5 protein-coding genes are annotated in these 18,907 nt (G+C 42.5%); 1 reads left to right on the top strand and 4 read right to left on the bottom strand.

Annotated features, from left to right (window positions below; all coding sequences use genetic code 11):
* The first annotated feature begins 49 nt into the window (after window positions 1-49).
* Window positions 50-13,336, top strand: coding sequence for an HYR domain-containing protein (locus NY014_RS04620; RefSeq protein WP_259413370.1), 13,287 nt, complete (start codon window positions 50-52; stop codon window positions 13,334-13,336).
* Between the two features lie 84 nt (window positions 13,337-13,420).
* Here the strand turns inward: NY014_RS04620 and NY014_RS04615 are convergent, their stop codons facing one another.
* The 4 genes from NY014_RS04615 to NY014_RS04600 all read right to left on the bottom strand — a co-directional run bounded on the left by NY014_RS04615 (window position 13,421) and on the right by NY014_RS04600 (window position 18,664).
* Window positions 13,421-14,023 (bottom strand): hypothetical protein, encoded by a 603-nt coding sequence (locus NY014_RS04615; protein WP_259413369.1) that lies wholly within the window; start codon window positions 14,021-14,023, stop codon window positions 13,421-13,423.
* A 20-nt stretch (window positions 14,024-14,043) separates the two neighbouring features.
* On the bottom strand, window positions 14,044-16,350 hold the full coding sequence (locus tag NY014_RS04610; RefSeq protein WP_259413368.1) for a TonB-dependent receptor: 2,307 nt from the start codon (window positions 16,348-16,350) through the stop codon (window positions 14,044-14,046).
* A 99-nt stretch (window positions 16,351-16,449) separates the two neighbouring features.
* Window positions 16,450-17,328, bottom strand: a complete 879-nt coding sequence (locus NY014_RS04605; RefSeq protein ID WP_259413367.1) for a PfkB family carbohydrate kinase — start codon at window positions 17,326-17,328, stop codon at window positions 16,450-16,452.
* Entirely contained in the window at window positions 17,318-18,664 is a 1,347-nt protein-coding gene (locus tag NY014_RS04600) for a sugar porter family MFS transporter (protein ID WP_259413366.1), read from the bottom strand. The genes NY014_RS04605 and NY014_RS04600 overlap by 11 nt, the downstream gene beginning before the upstream one ends.
* Window positions 18,665-18,907: the final 243 nt, after the last annotated feature.

Genomic DNA, 18,907 nt, shown 5'->3' with positions numbered 1-18,907 from the left:
TAATACAGGAAATAGGATCACAAACAATATTTTCAAGTCGAATGGTGCAGTGGCGATTTATGTATCGAACTCGAATGCTTTGGAGGAGATGGATTATAATGATCTGTATACTTCGGGGACTTATTTGGCTAGATGGGGGGGTACTGATGCTGCTGATTTGGCTTCCTGGCAGTCTCTTTCTTCCAGGGATGTCAATTCATTAAACGAAGGTCCTTTATTTGTTTCTGATACAGATCTGACTCCTCAGAACCCTGTTCTTACGGAAGCAGGGACAGATTTGACTGCTTTTGTGTCTATTGATATCGATAATAACCCAAGAACGGTTCCAGTAAGTATAGGTGCGGTCGAATTTGCTCAAGCTGGAGACCCTTTAATTGGAGAATATACCATCGACCCATCTGGGACTGGAGATCGGAATTTCATTTCATTTGCAGCTGCTTCAGAAGCTTTACGAGTGAATGGTGTTGCAGGTCAAGTGGACTTTTTGGTAGCTGATGGTATTTATGAAGAGCAGCTGAATTTTGGGGCTGTTCCTGGAGCTTCTACTTCCGCTACCATAAACTTCCGTGCTGCAAGTGGAAATCCTGAAAGTTTAGAAGTGATTCATAGTGACACTTACACCATGAAGTTAAATAATGCAGAGCATTATAAGTTCTCGAATTTGACATTTAAAACATTGGGAACTGCTCAGGTAATTCAGGTTCGAAATCGTGCTGTAAATCTTGAATTCGAAAATTTGATAATTGAAAGTCCTGTCACTACTCAAGAATCTGATTCAAGAACTGCCATTCATGTTGCCGGTACTTTTATAGAAAATATTCGGGCTATCGGAAATACTATTTCGGGAGGTTCGTATGGAGTGTACATTAAAGGATCCGGTTCTTCATCTAGAGTAGGTCAGGTTTACATTGCAGAAAATGAGCTGCACGATATTTATTTCAGATCAATCTATTTGGAGTTGACAGATGCTCCAGAGATAATAGGAAATATTATAGCTTCCTCTTCCTCTGCTGACCAAATCTCGATTTATTTAAATAATGTAATAGGAGGCTCTTTGGTTAAAAATAACCGAGTAAGCAGTCAAGCAGGAAATGCTCTTCGTATAATCAATGCCTCTGGAAGTGCTACTACTCCAAATTTGGTATACAACAATTTCTTCCAAGGTCAGGGAGCTAACCGTACTGTTTATTTTTCAAGTACAAATTACCTTTATTTCTACCATAATTCTGTTTGGAATCAAGGTAACGGAGCTGCATTTGAATCTGCTTCGGGAGGAGCTAATAATCAGTTGGTGAATAATATATTCCAAGCAAGTTCTGGTTATGCTTTAAAGATTGGTACTCCTTCTGTTATTTCATCTAGTGATTACAATAACCTTTACAGTCAAGGATCAAACTTGGGTAAATGGGGTAGTAGTGATGCAATTGATTTAGATGCATGGAAAGTAGCTTCAGGTTTTGATACCAACTCGTTGACAGTTGATGCGCAATTTGTTTCTAGCTTAGACCTTACACCTCAAGAAGATGCTTTATCGGTAAATGGTACGGATTTGACTGCCATTGTTTCAGATGATATCAATGGAGTCCCTCGCATAGTTCCTGTAAGTATTGGAGCGGTGCAATTTTTCTCTGAAAGTGGACGAGATTTAGCCATTTCCGAAATTTTGTCCCCTTCCTCAAATTGCTTGTTAAGTGATCAGGAAGAAATTCAGGTTCGGATAGCAAATGTAGGTACTTCCTTTATTGGGAATATTACGTTGAGTTATCAAATCAATGGAGGCTCAGCTATTGAGGAAGTTTTGCCATCTTCTTTGGTTTTGGCTCCAGGTCAAAGCTTTGTCTACACCTTCGAGCAATTAGCTGATTTTATACAAAAAGGTGATTATACCATTGTGGTGAGTGTGCTTGAATCCGATGAAGACCTTACAAATAATCAACAAGAAAAAACCATCACTCATTTTCCTGAACCTAATGTAAGCCTAACCGGTAACACCACAATTTGTCAAGGAGAATTCACCACCTTGATTGCGGATGGAGGAGTCAGTTATTTATGGTTGCACAATGGAAGTACAGCCAAAGGGCTAAGTGTTCAACCTACGGAAACCACGACTTATACGGTTTTGATTACAGATCAAAATGGGTGTTCGGTTGAAAAATCCATTACTGTTACAGTTAATCAGCTTCCACAAATTGATTATGTAGGAGATGCAGGGTTTGAATCCTCTTACGTGTCACCTACGGTTGGTGTTAATTCCACCGAGTTCGTATTCCGATTTAAATACACAGAATCTTCTGGGCTTTTACCTGCCACTGGCTTCCCTAAATTGACTTTAAAAAGTTTTATTGAAACTCGTGAGATTGCATTGGTGGAAGAGGATCCAAGTGACTTGGATGTAACGGATGGAAAAATATACCGGGCTTTGGTTACAAACTTGGCTGAGGACGGTGATTGGGAGTCTCAAATTGCGGTTCGGACTTCAGAAGGGTGTGAAGTAAACTCAGGCTGGGATGCTACTCCTCTAGTAACCAGCGATTTGTTGGATGTGGGGATATTTGCTGGAGATATTTTATTCAGTAATGATGAACCTGCTGTTGGAGAGGAGTTTACAATTACAGGTGTTATAAGAAATACATCTGATTTTCCTGCAGAGAACTTTGTGGTTTCTGTTTATGATGATGAGCAATTTATTTCCTCTAAAACTGTAGAATTTGTTGCTCCACAGGATACTGCATGGGTCCTTTTTGATTACGCTTTCACTGTCTCAGGATACCATGAAGTCAAGGTGGTTTTGGATGAAACAGATGTCCTTGACGAGAAAAATGAGCTAAATAACTTCGCTATTCGTTTTTATGCATTGCCAGAAGGAATTAATGTCACTTCATCTGTTAATCCGCCAACTATATTTCCAAATGAAAGTTTCACGGTATCTGGTGTAGCAAGTTATTTTGGGCTAGACCTTGCTATTACCCCAAAGGTTTCTGGAGCTACTGTAAGACTTACTATGAGTAATGGCCAGGAAAAACAAACAGTAACAAATTCTGCCGGAGGGTTTTATTCTACTTTCCCTGGTCCTTTCGAAATTGGAACTTACACTATCATAGGGGAGGTTGATGAAGGTAGATTTGTACAATCTTTTGGTCCGCTGACCATTCAAGTAGTAGAGGACAACTCCGAGGAAGCTGTAAAACTTCCTGACCTTGAAACTCAATTCTCCTTATTTCCAAAAGAAGAAAGAGCTTATTATTTGCGAGGAGAAACCATAGAGGGTATTGCTCGGGTAACTAATAGGGGGGATGAACCTGCAGAAAATTTTGTGTTCAGGTATTCCTCTTGTCAAGGAGTAATTGGAGAAGTATTTATCCCTCTATTGCAGCCTGGGGAATTTATTGAATATCCTTTTGTAACTACAATCTCTGATCCTTCTCAAGTAAATACTTGTTCGGGATATTTAGATTATTGCTATTTCTCCGCAACAGCAGATTATCTCGGTCAGGTATCTGAGTATTCCGAATCCAATAATACCGTTCAAATATCCAAAAAGATTTATGCTGAAAAACCTGATGTCAAACCGGCAAAATCCTCTCTTTCTACATTCAATCTAGAGGATCCCTACACTTTAAGGGTATATGCTGAAAATCTTGGAGGGGTAGTTAATGGAGAGCCTTTTACAATGAAAGTTTATATCGACGATATTGAAGTCGATTCTAGACTGATTTCTGAAAATATTAAAAATTGTGGTCGTTCACAGCTATATTCTTTGAGCTGGTTGTTTACAACGACGGACGATAAAGTGATTCGAATTGAGGCCGATACACCAATTGGGACTGGCGTTATTGATGAGTTTGATGAAACCAATAATGTCTTGGAATTTACGATAAGATACTCCCCTAAGAAGCCCGATCTTGATACTTATTATCAGCGATTTGAAATTGAGCCTGGCCATCCAAATCTTGGAGAGACATTTAAAATCAAGCGTCTTTATCGAAATATTGGACGAACTGCAACTGTTGCTCCATTTACAAATTCATTTATAATTAACGAAAATGGGGTAGAACGGGTGATTAGTAATCGCATAGAAGATTCGATTGAGCCAGGAGATTCCAGAGCTGATAGTATTTATACTACCTTAACAGCTTATGGTAATAATAGACTTGATTATCAGCTGGATGCTAATTCTGAAATTTCTGAGTCTAATGAGTCGAATAATACTGGTTTTGGATTCCTATGTGTTGATTTTAACTTATTAACTGGTTCATTCGCCTCATACAATGCATGGAGAGGAAATTATCAAATTTATACTGAGCAGTATTTAACAGCTTATATCCAAAATACTGGACTTTTTGATTCTGAGGAAGTTTCAGTAAGATTCTATTTGGATGATGTAGAGATTGGAAGCACAATTGTATCTGATGTTACAAGTGGTTCTAGCAAATTTGTTCAAATACCTTACGTGTTCGTAGAGCCTGGTACTTTTACTTTAAAAGTAGTAGTAGATGAAGAGAATAATTATATAGAATGCCAAGAGGGAAATAATGTATTCAGTAAGCAAATTACTATTCTAACTCCTGGTCCGGACCTCTCTGTAGAGCCTCAATTTATTTCTCCTACTAAACTCAATCCTGACCTTGGGGAACCAGTAAATTTCTTTGTTTCCTATGAGAATTTAGGTGTTGTTCCATCTGGACCTTTCAAGGTTAGATTGTTGGTTGATGGCCAGCAAATTGGGGAAGACGCTCAGGTAAGTGGAGTTGCAGCCGGAGAAGATGGTACCGTTGCAATTTCGGATACATATTCTTCTATCATTGGTGGACTGAAAACGCTTGAAGCTATCATTGATGTATTAGAGGAACAGCCTGATAAAAATCGAGATAATAATACAGCACTTCGAAGCATTTTTGTTGGTGATGCACCAAATCTTCGATTTACTAACCTGATTTTTAGTGATGATTGTCCTGCAAATGGAGATGAGCTTCTAGTAACAGCTACCATTATTAATGAAGGCGATGTAGGAACAGAAGCTACTTTGAAACTTTACTATAAAACGGGGGAATTACTTGATGAGATATCATCTCAATTGGTAAGCGTAGGGCCTCAAGAAACAATTGATGTAGCCATACCGATTACCCTCTTGAGTAATACTTTTAATATCTATGCTGAATTGTCAGGAGCTGATCCAATTGAATATGATATTCTGGATAACAGTATAGAAAAGGCTTTCTGTACGGATGTAGTAGCTGAATATTCTTTAACAACTAGTGTGGTTGGTGAAGGAATTATTGTTCGGGATCCAAATCAAAATCAATTCTTAGATGGATCCACTGTTTCACTTACCCCGATTCCTGCGGAAGGATGGAGTTTTGTAAAATGGTCAGGTGATGCAACTGGTTCTGATAATCCACTTCAGCTTACTATGAATGCAGATAAGCAGATCGTTGCTGAATTCGCAGAAAACTTCCGAATTCGACTTGGTGTAACCAATGAATCTTGTTTTGAAGCTGGGGATGGAAAACTTCAGGTTAATGTTTTTGCCGGACTAGCTCCATATACCATTGAATGGTATAAGAATGGTCAGTTATTATCCGAAACTGGTGCTTTACTAGAATATCTATCAGCGGGATCTTATGAAGTTCGAGTAACTGATTCCAATTCTGAGACTTTGACAGAACAAGTAGAATTGATAGTTGGTGACTTCCAATATCCGGTTGTTGATATTCCAACGGAAGTAACACTTTACCTAGATCAAAGTGGATTTGCTGAATTGACAGTTGAAGGACTAAATGATGCCTCTTTTGATAATTGTGGAATCAGTTCCAAATATTTCAATGAGGGAGTTTCTTCAATTACTTATGCTTGTACAGATGTTGGTCAGACCATTTCCGTTGATTTCAAAGTTTTTGATACCAATGGAAATATTTCAGTCAAATCGTTTAATGTGGTGGTTTTGGATGAGGTGAAACCTGCGATCACCAATATTCCTGCAAACATCGAAATCAGTAATGATGCAGGTCTTTGCGGAGCGGTGGCAACCTGGTCGGCACCGAATGCAGCCGACAACTGTGAAATTGCCAGCTTGACTTCGGACTATGCTTCAGGCGATGAGTTCCCGGTAGGCGAAACATTGGTTACCTATACGGCTACGGACATCCATGGCAACATTGAAACAGCGAGCTTCACGGTGACGGTGAACGATAGCGAGAAACCGGTAATTATGGGCATGCCAGAAAACATCGAAATCAGTAATGATGCAGGTCTTTGCGGAGCAGTGGCAACCTGGACGGCACCAAATGCAGCGGACAACTGTGAAATTGCCAGCTTGACTTCGGACTATGCTTCGGGAGATCTGTTCCCGGTAGGCACCACGACGGTAACCTACACGGCTACGGACATCCATGGCAACATTAAAACAGCGAGCTTCACGGTGACGGTGAACGATAGCGAGAAACCGGTAATCACGGGCATGCCAGAAAACATCGAAATCAGTAATGATGCAGGTCTTTGCGGAGCAGTGGCAACCTGGACGGCACCAAATGCAGCGGACAACTGTGAAATTGCCAGCTTGACTTCGGACTATGCTTCGGGAGATCTGTTCCCGGTAGGCACGACGACGGTAACCTACACGGCAACGGACATCCATGGCAACATTGAAACAGCGAGCTTCACGGTGACGGTGAACGATAGCGAGAAACCGGTAATCACGGGTATGCCAGAAAACATCGAAATCAGTAATGATGCAGGTCTTTGCGGAGCAGTGGCAACCTGGACGGCACCGAGTGCTGCAGACAACTGTGAAATTGCCAGCTTGACTTCGGACTATGCTTCGGGAGATCTGTTCCCGGTAGGCACGACGACGGTAACCTACACGGCAACGGACATCCATGGCAACATTGAAACAGCGAGCTTCACGGTGAAGGTGAACGATAGCGAGAAGCCAGTGATCACAAATGTTCCATCAGATATCATTATTGACAATGATCTGAATACTTGCGGAGCAGTGGTGAGCTGGACTGAACCGAATGCAGCGGACAACTGTGGAATAGAAAGCTTTGCTGCTGACCAGGTGAACGGATCAACCTTCCCGGTAGGAACAACCACGGTCACCTACACGGCTACGGATATCCATGGCAACATTGAAACAGCGAGCTTCACGGTAACGGTCAATGATACCGAGAAGCCATCAATCACAAATGTTCCATCGGATATCATTATTGACAATGATCTGAATACTTGCAGAGCATTGGTAAGCTGGACTGAACCGAATGCAGCGGACAACTGCGGAATAGAAAGCTTTGCGGCTGACCAGGTGAACGGATCAACCTTCCCGGTAGGCACCACGACGGTAACCTACACGGCTACGGACACCCACGGTAATACCGAGACAGCGAGCTTCACGGTGACGGTCAATGATAACGAGAAGCCAACCATCACAAATGTTCCATCGGATATCATTATTGACAATGATCTGAATACTTGCGGGGCTGTGGTGACTTGGACCGAGCCGCAAGCAGCAGACAACTGCGGAATAGAAAGCTTTGCTGCTGACCAGGCGAACGGATCAACCTTCCCTGTAGGAACAACCACGGTCACCTACACGGCTACAGACATCCATGGCAACATTGAAACAGCAAGCTTCACGGTGACGGTGAACGATAGCGAGAAGCCAGTGATCACAAATGTTCCATCAGATATCATTATTGACAATGATCTGAATACTTGCGGAGCAGTGGTGAGCTGGACTGAACCGAATGCAGCGGACAACTGCGGAATAGAAAGCTTTGCGGCTGACCAGGTGAACGGATCAACCTTCCCGGTAGGCACCACGACGGTAACCTACACGGCTACGGACACCCACGGTAATACCGAGACAGCGAGCTTCACGGTGACGGTGAACGATAGCGAGAAACCGGTAATCACAGGCATGCCAGAAAACATCGAAATCAGTAATGATGCAGGTCTTTGCGGAGCAGTGGCAACCTGGACGGCACCGAGTGCTGCAGACAACTGTGAAATTGCCAGCTTGACTTCGGACTATGCTTCGGGAGATCTGTTCCCGGTAGGCACGACGACGGTAACCTACACGGCAACGGACATCCATGGCAACATTGAAACAGCGAGCTTCACGGTAACGGTCAATGATACCGAGAAGCCATCAATCACAAATGTTCCATCGGATATCATTATTGACAATGATCTGAATACTTGCGGAGCATTGGTAAGCTGGACTGAACCGAATGCAGCGGACAACTGCGGAATAGAAAGCTTTGCGGCTGACCAGGTGAACGGATCAACCTTCCCGGTAGGCACCACGACGGTAACCTACACGGCTACGGACACCCACGGTAATACCGAGACAGCGAGCTTCACGGTGACGGTGAACGATAGCGAGAAACCGGTAATCACAGGCATGCCAGAAAACATCGAAATCAGTAATGATGCAGGTCTTTGCGGAGCAGTGGCAACCTGGACGGCACCGAGTGCTGCAGACAACTGTGAAATTGCCAGCTTGACTTCGGACTATGCTTCGGGAGATCTGTTCCCGGTAGGCACGACGACGGTAACCTACACGGCAACGGACATCCATGGCAACATTGAAACAGCGAGCTTCACGGTGAAGGTGAACGATAGCGAGAAGCCAGTGATCACAAATGTTCCATCAGATATCATTATTGACAATGATCTGAATACTTGCGGAGCAGTGGTGAGCTGGACTGAACCGAATGCAGCGGACAACTGCGGAATAGAAAGCTTTGCGGCTGACAAGGTGAACGGATCAACCTTCCCGGTAGGCACGACCACGGTCACTTACACGGCAACCGATATTCACGGCAATACCGAGACGGCGAGCTTTACGGTAACCGTTACGGACAATGAGCTTCCGGTCATTACAAATGTTCCGGCCAACATCACGGTGAACAACGATCCAGGAATCTGCGGGGCTGTGGTGACTTGGACCGAGCCGCAATCAGCGGATAACTGCGGAATAGAAAGCTTCTCTTCTGACCAGGTGAACGGATCAGTGTTCCCGCTAGGAACGACCACGGTCACCTACACGGCAACCGACATCCACGGCAATTCCGAGACGGCGAGCTTCACGGTGACTGTTACGGACAATGAGCTTCCGGTCATTACAAATGTTCCGGCCAACATCACGGTGAACAACGATGCGGGAGTCTGCGGAGCGGTGGTGACCTGGACCGAGCCGAATGCAGCGGACAACTGCGGAATAGAAAGCTTTGCTGCTGACCAGGTGAACGGATCAACCTTCCCAGTAGGAACGACTACTGTAACCTACACGGCAACGGACATCCATGGCAACATTGAAACAGCGAGCTTCACGGTGACGGTGAACGATAGCGAGAAACCGGAAATCACGGGCATGCCAGAAAACATCGAAATCAGTAATGATGCAGGCGTTTGCGAAGCAGTGGTGAGCTGGGCAGAGCCGCAAGCGGCGGACAACTGCGGAATAGCAAGCTTTGCGGCTGACCAGGTGAACGGATCAACCTTCCCGGTAGGCACCACGACGGTAACCTACACGGCTACGGACACCCACGGTAATACCGAGACAGCGAGCTTCACGGTGACGGTCAATGATACCGAGAAGCCAACCATCACAAATGTTCCATCGGATATCATTATTGACAATGATCTGAATACTTGCGGGGCTGTGGTGACTTGGACCGAGCCGCAAGCAGCAGACAACTGCGGAATAGAAAGCTTTGTTGCTGACCAGGCGAACGGATCAACCTTCCCGGTAGGCACCACGACGGTCACCTATACGGCAACGGACATCCATGGCAACATTGAAACAGCGAGCTTCACGGTGACGGTGAACGATACCGAGAAACCGGTAATCACGGGCATGCCAGAAAACATCGAAATCAGTAATGATGGAGGCGTTTGCGAAGCAGTGGTGAGCTGGGCAGAGCCTCAAGCAGCGGACAACTGCGGAATAGAAAGCTTTGCTGCTGACAAGGTGAACGGATCAACCTTCCCGGTAGGAACAACCACGGTCACCTACACGGCTACGGATATCCATGGCAACATTGAAACAGCGAGCTTCACGGTAACGGTCAATGATACCGAGAAGCCATCAATCACAAATGTTCCATCGGATATCATTATTGACAATGATCTGAATACTTGCGAAGCATTGGTTAGCTGGGCAGAGCCTCAAGCAGCGGACAACTGCGGAATAGAAAGCTTTGCTGCTGACAAGGTGAACGGATCAACCTTCCCGGTAGGAACAACCACGGTCACCTACACGGCTACGGATATCCATGGCAACATTGAAACAGCGAGCTTCACGGTAACGGTCAATGATACCGAGAAGCCATCAATCACAAATGTTCCATCGGATATCATTATTGACAATGATCTGAACACTTGCGGAGCATTGGTAAGCTGGACCGAGCCGCAAGCAGCGGACAACTGTGGCATAGAAAGTTTCACTGCTGACTATGCTTCAGGAGATCAGTTCCCGGTAGGAACGACCACGGTCACCTACACGGCTACGGACATCCATGGCAATACCCAGGCAGCGAGCTTCACGGTGACGGTGAACGATACCCAGGCTCCGGTGATTACATGTCCTTCCGATATAAGTACTACAGTTGAATTTGGAGCTACTGGAAAAGTTATCATATATGATGCACCAGTTGCCACAGATAATTGTGGTATTTCTTCGGTTGAGTTGATTGAAGGCTTTGCAAGTGGAACGGAGTTCCCATTGGGAGAAACTATTGTTACTTATCGGGTTACTGATGTTTCTGGAAATTCTGCAGAATGCAGTTTTACAGTAAGTATTGCAGAAAGTGAAGACAATATTGATCCAATAATTAATGATTGCCCTACAAATATTTCAGTTTCAAATGATCCCGGAATCTGCGGAGCTACAGTTTCTTGGAGTCAACCATTTGCAACAGATAATAGTGTAGTTGTAAACTTAATAAGCAACATTGAACCTGGTTCAGTTTTCCCAATTGGTACAACAAGAGTAACTTATACTGCCACCGATGAAGCAGGTAATCAATCTACTTGCAGCTTCGATGTAACTGTTACCGACGATGAAGCTCCAGTGGTTTTGACCCGTAATCGAGCATTTGAAATTGATGCGGATCAAACTCTTGTTCTGAATCCATTAGATGTGGATAACGGCTCTACCGATAATTGTGGAATCTTGAGTTACCAATTAAGTCAAACTGATTTCATCGTTGCAGATGAAGGAGAGAATATCGTCACTTTGACCTTAACTGATGTAAACGGAAATCAGGGTTCAGCTACTGCTATTGTCACAATAAGTATTAACGCTATAGATCCTGGAGATTTAGATTCAGATAATGATGGATTTACTCCAAATGAAGGTGATTGTGATGACTCCGACGAAACGGTTTATCCTGGTGCTTCTGAGCTTTGTGATGGTAAGGATAACAACTGTGATGGAACGATCGACGAAGGTGTACAAACTGCCTTCTATATCGATGCGGACGGAGATGGCTATGGAGATGTAAATGCTGAGGCAGTATTTGCTTGTGCCGCTCCAGAGGGCTACGTGACTGATAATTTGGATTGCGACGACACCGACGACACGATTTATCCTGGTGCGCCTGAGGTTTGTGATGGTAAGGACAACAACTGTGATGGAGCGATTGACGAAGGTTTGCAAACTGCCTTCTATATCGATGCGGATGGAGATGGTTATGGAAGTGAAAATGCGGAACCTGAATATTTCTGCTTAGCTCAAATTGGCTATGCCGATAATAATTTGGATTGTGATGACCAGGATCCTAATAAAAATCCGGGAGCACCAGAGTCTTGCTCTGTTAATCCTTGTCTTGATGCCTCTCCTGTAGCAAGTATTTCAGGTCCACTTGATCCAATTCAAATCAACAATCCTCTTCAAGTGGATGCATCTATTTCTGGTGAAATTGTAGAAGCAAAATGGGTGTGGGATAATGGAGATGAAACCATTTTAACGGCTCCATTTGAGAATTTTGCAGCAGAATATACCTATTCACAGGCAGGTGTGTATCAGATCCAATTGGTACTTGTAGATGTATGCGGTAATGAGTGGACAGCTTTAACAGACCTTGCTGTAATCTTTGATCCTAATGGAGGATTTATCACTGGAGGTGGATGGATTTGGTCTCCAAAAGGTGCGTATCTAAATGATTCTGATTTAGAAGGACGAGCCAATTTTGGATTTGTAGCCAAATACAGAAAAGGAAGCAATCGGGTAGATGGAAATACAGAGTTCCAGTTTAAAAATGGAGACTTGAATTTTAACAGTTCTTCTCATGAAGATATGTCTTTGGTAATTGCAGGGGCAAAAGGAATATATAAGGGAACTGGTAAGATTAATGGTGTAGAAGGCTACTCATTTATGGTGTCTGCTATCGATGGAGCTCTCAAAGAATCAACTGAATCAGATAAGTTTAGAATAAAGATTTGGGAAACTATCAGTGGGAATACGGTTTATGACAATCAGTTGGGAAGTTCTGATTTTACGGATGCTTCCACCGAAATTTCAGGAGGTAATATCGTAATCCACATGCCTGCGAAAGGCAAAAACAAATCCATTGATTCGAACTCCTTGGTGACTGTTGATTGGAATACGCCTTTTGAAGAATTGAAGACCTATACTTGGTCCATTGACACTGGTGAGGAATTGCTAGAAATGGAAGTAGACTGGGATGAGGCAAAGTATGATCCTCTTACTCCTGGTCTGCAACCGATAGAAGGTCAGATTAAATCGACTATCTATTCATCCAGATTCCTGACAGATCGGGTAGTCATGAATGTCTTGGTTCTTGATAAACCAAAGGCCCTGGATATTACGATTAGCGAGGATCTTATTTCCAAAGCTTCTTCAGAAGGAAATGTAATTGGAATCCTTTCAACCGTAGATCCAGTTGATTCCATCCATCTTTACTCAATGGAACCTCATCCTAATTTTGAATTGGATGGTGATCGGGTAATTTGGAAAGGTTCTCATGAAAAAGTTCAGGAATATATTCTGAAAGTGATCAGTTTGGATCGAGCAGGTCAGGCAATCAATAGGGAAATTACCTTGAGAAGGGAAATTGGAGCAAATGAGGTGATTCTATATCCAAACCCTGCTTATGAAGAAACCAATCTGAAAGTAGATCTATCCTATGGTGATCAAGTGACAATTCGAGTATTTGATGCCACAGGAAAGCTGGTTCTTGAGGAAAGTAGCCTCAGAGAAAAATCCTTCGTTCAGAAATTGGATTTGAAAGGTTTAAGTCCGGGTATGTACCAAGTTCAGGTTCAAATTGGATTTGAGGTTATTACCAAGCGTCTTATCAAGAACCAATAGGAGAGTTTCGACTAGTTTAATTCTTTCTAAAACAAAAAATGCCAGTCCGATAAAGGCTGGCATTTTTTTAGAAATGAATAGGAATTAATTCAACACCAATGGGAAAGTGATGTCTAAGTCAGTTTCTCCTCCAGCTTGAACAAAGTTTTCAAAATTAGGGCTGTCTGCACCCGGATAATTTTTATCCAAATCGTGACGAAGTACCACACGCATTTGAGCATTGTTGAAGGAAGGGTTAGCAGCTACAGTTACTGTTCCTCTTACACCAATTAATTCTCCAGATTCATCAGCATACACATAAGTCAAAGGAGCTGAAGAACCAGAGAAGGCAGAACCTAGGAAGAAGAACTGATGCTCATCTGCCTCTTCTAGGATTTCTTCTGTTATATCTTCATTCTCGATACTATTGCGTACTTCAATCTGCATGCGGTAGGTTTTACCTGCCTCTAATGTAACAGTTTCAATTGTTGGAGCTCCTCCTACTTCGATTCCTTCAGGGTCAGTAGCATCAAAAGAGAAGGTAAGACCAACTGGATTTCCGGCATTATCAAGCTCTGTGAATAAAAGCGTTACATCAGTAATTACTTCTCCTTCATTTTCCTGAATTGGATCATCACTCTCACACGATGCAAAGACAAACAATCCTGCTGCAAGCAAATAGATAGGTAGTTTTTGTAGGTTTTTCATAATAAGTAAGCAGTAAATAATTAGAATTGGTAATTGATTTTTAGTAAGATATTTCTTCCCATATCCGCAGTGAAGTAGCGGAATCTATTCATGTATTCTTTGTATTCGGTATTGAATAGGTTTTGTGCTTGGAATCCAAGGTTTAAGCGATTACCCTGAAAAGGAACCTGATAGCGATATGCTAAATTGAATAAAGCATAGGCCGGTGGGGCAGGGGCTAAATCAAAGGATGGCTCTCTTTTTTGTTGGGCGACCAAAATATTGGATAAGGTGATGTTGTGACTTTTTTCCTCATTGCCAATGCTGTACATAATTCCCCAATCCATTCGATCTGATGGTATAAAAGGGAAAAACTCATCCGTTTCTGTATTTCTTGCCCGGATGATTGAGCCTTTGGCATAAGCTTGAAAACCATCATTGATTTCATAGCTTCCCGAGAAATCAAATCCCCAGAAGAATGCATTGGCCTGTAAGTATTCGTAGACATTAAAAGTCCCTCTCAAACTCACGAAAGTTTCTCCTGTTGGATTCAGATAGATGTAATCCTGAATTTGATTAGCATAAAGCGTAATCTCTCCACTTGATCTTTTGCCTTCAAACTCCAATGAGTTTACCCACTTCAGCGATTTTTCTGACTGCAAATCAGCATCTCCGATTTCTACGGCAGCTGCTCCATGATGCAAGCCTTGGGAGAAAAGCTCGTTCACATTAGGTGGTCTCCATGCCGAACCTAGATTTGATCTGAAGGATACTGTTGGGCTGATTTGATAATAAGCTCCCAAAAAAGCTGTCACATTATTATAGCTCAGATCAGCTTCTTCCAACTCATTTCCAATATAACGGGCTGTATTTACCGTACGATAGTCATATCGAAGTCCGCCTTCCAATTCTAAAGGTCCTTTGGAGTATTTCTCCATTAAATAAAGTCCAAAATTGACCATGTCATAGTTGGGAATTAATGGAGTGACCCCTGTGCCTGGGACATTAGAGTTAGCTTGTTGGATGACGTTAATTCCCCAAGTTCCGCTCAGTGCATTTTCATGAGTGTGGTCCACAAAAAGATCAAGCGTATTTGTGAAAAGTTCCAAATCTAAACTTGCCCTACTATTCAAATCGCCTCGGCGTCGATCGTATTCTTGCCGCTGATTAAGTTGGAATCCATATTGAATATTTGCTTTCCACCTGTCATTCAAATGGTAGTGGGCTTTTAATTTCGCCAGGTGGTGAGAAACAATCTGTTTTGGATTGTTGATTTCATAGGTGAAATCTGCATTGGTAAATGGACGACCATTTTCAATGATCTCTTCCAAATCAGATAAATTACCAGTGTGTGCATCCCGTAAGATTCCCAGTTCGGTATTGAAAAAACTGTAATAGAGCTCTGTACCGATTTTTGAACTGGTATAATTCAATGCACCCGAAAAGTTCATTTCGCTCATTCCGGTATTGCCTTGGAAATACTCAGGGGATTTGACATTTCCACCTCTTTTTACAGAGCCCTGCACACGATAACCTAGCCCTGCAATCTTTTCAAAACCGCTGGCATGTGAAATGGATAGGTTTCCTGTTCTGCCATTGGTTCCCCCAACCAAATAAAGATCTGTTTGATGATTTTTTCCGGTTGGAATTTCACCCGGATTTACCAAAATCACTCCACCCATAGCTTCAGGACCAAAACGTACTGTCTCAGCTCCTTTGATTACGGTGATTTCATTTGCAAGAAATGGATCAATTTCAGGTGCATGTTCTGCTCCCCATTGCTGTCCTTCTAATCTGATTCCATTATTAAGAATCATGATTCTATTGGAATGTAATCCGTGAATGACAGGTTTTGCGATACTGTTTCCAGTCGAAAAGGTGGTGACACCAGCTATTCGTTTTAAACTTTCACCCAGGTTTTCTCCTCTTGCTTCTAAAAGTCTTTCCCCGTAAAGTGCAGAGATAGCTGTAGTAGTTTGGACTGCATCTCGGTGACCGTGGATTTCAACTCCTCCTAAATCAGTGGCTTCCTCCTGTAACCGGAAAGTTTTGTTGAAAGAGTTATTTCCAAGTATGATCTTTTCGATGATTTCCTGGTGTCCTAAAAATTGAATCTTTAACGTGTATTCACCAGGGCAGAGGTTTCTAAATTGAAAATTCCCAGAATCATCCGTGACGGTTCCATTATGGATTTCATCAATCCATACGTATGCTCCTGGAATGGATTCGTTGTTTTCTAAGTGGATTACTTTCCCTCGGATAACTAAACGACAGTCTTGCCCATTCGCCTGAAAACTCAAGCTAGCAGTAAGTATCGAGAGAAATAAAATGGACAAAACTTGTTTCACGGTCCAAAAATAGTGGGCTTTCCATCTTTAAACCAGAAAAAATGAAACAAAGTTGCAAAAAGGGATAAATGGTTTATTCCTGAGAAATTCGGGGATAGCCTATTTCCTTTTAAGATTATCCAAATCCGAGAGTTTATACTTTGGAGAACCTCCTTGCTTGGAAGCTACATAGGCCCCTACTTTGCAGGCAAAATCCAAGGTTTTTTCTGGGCTGCTTTTATCTAGGTGACTTTTTACAAAGCCACTCAAAAAAGCATCGCCAGCTCCAATCGTATCTACTACTTTCACTGAATAACCGGGATGAGAATAGAATTTTCCATCTTGATAAATAAGAGCTCCTTTTGACCCTAATGTGATGCAAATGGTTTCAATAGGGAAATGCTTATCCAAAAATTCACAAATTGGTTCTGGCTTGGCTTCAATGTTGAAATAATCACCAAATGCCACCAGCTCATCTTCGTTGATTTTCAGGATTTCTGTGAATCCCAATAAGGTTTCAATGACTTCAAAGTCGTAGTAGGGAGGGCGTAAGTTGGCGTCAAATATTCGTAATTCGGCGTGGTGCAATAATTCCAACAAGGTCTGTAGACTTTGGTGGTTTCTTACGCCAAGTGTGCCAAATACAAATGCGTCGCAATTTTTTGCGGACTCTGTGAGCAGGGGATTGTTCTCAATAAAATCCCAGGCTACCGGAGAAATGATATTATACTTTACATTTTCAATATCACTGTTGTCGACCAATACCCGGGAAGTTTCATGCTCATTTATTTGGATTAGCTCATCCGAAGCTCCGTAGCTCTTAAAATACTTCAGCAGCTTTTTTCCCAAATTATCCTTTCCCACTGCAGAGATCAGTCGGCTTTCAAAACCCATGATATGCAAGTGCAAGGCAACATTCATGCTTGCTCCACCGGGTACGTCTCCCTGAGGCAGACAATCCCATAGCATTTCACCGAATACAAGTACTTTATTGGACATAGTTTTTATGTAAGTCTTTTTGAATTTCTTCTAGAGATCGCCCTTTTGTTTCTGGCATTTTGAATCGTACCCAAAGCAATTGGATGAACATCATGATAGCAAAGAAGGTGAATATGTATCCCGGTCCGAATGAGTTAGCGAAAAAGGGAAATACATTCGCAATCACTGCTGCCATAATCCAGTGGGTGAAGGACCCGATGGATTGACCATAGGCCCGGAATTCATTAGGAAACATTTCTGAAATGAAAACCCAAATTACAGAGCCTTGCCCTATTGCGTGAGAAAGAATAAAGCCGAAAACGAAAATAGGTAACCAAAATGTGGGAATACCGGGACCCAAAAAATTATAGGCCATCAGGCTTAAGGAGATGATGTATCCGAAAGATCCGATGTACATTAAAATTTTTCTTCCCACCCGATCAATTAAATACAAACCCAGAAATGTTCCAATCAAGTTTATTACCCCGATTCCAATGGTTGATATTAGGGCTGATTCGGTAGAAATCCCAGCCATTTCAAATACCCGTGGAGCAAAATAGATGATCGCATTGATCCCGGAGACTTGATTAAAGAAGGCGATTAGTATCGCTAAAAAAGTGCTGGAAAGGTATTTTTTACTAAATAGGATACCAAAGCTTCCCTTGGATTTGACTTGATTTTCTTCCTCTATTGCCAAGCGAATAGCTTCTTCTACACCCTCAGGGTCTGTTCTGGTTAGGATAGCTCTTGCTTCCTGTTGATTGTTGAATTTGGAAATGAGCCAACGTGGACTTTCAGGAATTCTGAATATCATCACGCTGTAGATCAAGGCCGGAATTGCTTCTACACCAAGCATCCATCTCCAGTCCTCTGGCAATTCAGCTGTCCCAATCAAGAAATTTGAAATGTAGGCGATGACGATTCCAAAAACGATGTTGAACTGATAAAGAGCTACCAATAGTCCCCTGTTTTTAGCGGGAGCTATTTCCGATATGTACATGGGGGCAACTACAGATGAAGCACCAACTCCCAAACCTCCCAAGAAACGGAATGCGGTGAAACTGCCCACATCCCAAGCGATTGCTGAGCCTAAGGCTGAAATAAAATAAAACAGTCCGATCCAAAGCAGGGATTTCTTCCTTCCAAAACGATCAGCAGGAATACCTCCAAACAAGGCTCCTATGACTGTTCCGTAAAGAGCAGAGGCGATAGCTAAGCCATGCGTCCAGTCATCCAATTTCCAGATGTCTTGAATAGCTCGCTCCGCTCCAGAGATGACGGCTGTATCGAAACCAAATAAAAAGCCTCCTAAGGCAGCAGTGATTGAGATAAAAAAAACGTAGCGGTTATTGGACATATTGATAAGGGCAATGTTTTACGAAACTACAGAGAACGCTAAATTTTCAAAACTCCTGAAAGGAATATGTAATATTTTTCTATTGGGAAGTATTTATTTCATAAATATTCATGATCTAGGAATTTTCTTCGGCAGATGGAATATTTTTCAATTTTTAGGTTTGAGTAGGTTAATCCATTTAAAAAATATTTTTTCTGCTAAAAATCAAAATATTATTTCGATTCTGATGTAAAATTTGTCCTT

The organism is Algoriphagus limi (assembly GCF_024919275.1).
Taxonomy (GTDB): domain Bacteria; phylum Bacteroidota; class Bacteroidia; order Cytophagales; family Cyclobacteriaceae; genus Algoriphagus; species Algoriphagus limi.
This window is presented reverse-complemented; position numbering and strand designations above follow the sequence as displayed.

Excerpts from the sequence above, each read along its gene's own strand:
- NY014_RS04615 (WP_259413369.1), bottom strand. The coding sequence starts at position 14,023 with ATGAAAAACCTACAAAAACTACCTATCTATTTGCTTGCAGCAGGATTG.
- NY014_RS04605 (WP_259413367.1), bottom strand. The coding sequence starts at position 17,328 with ATGTCCAATAAAGTACTTGTATTCGGTGAAATGCTATGGGATTGTCTG.
- NY014_RS04600 (WP_259413366.1), bottom strand. The coding sequence starts at position 18,664 with ATGTCCAATAACCGCTACGTTTTTTTTATCTCAATCACTGCTGCCTTA.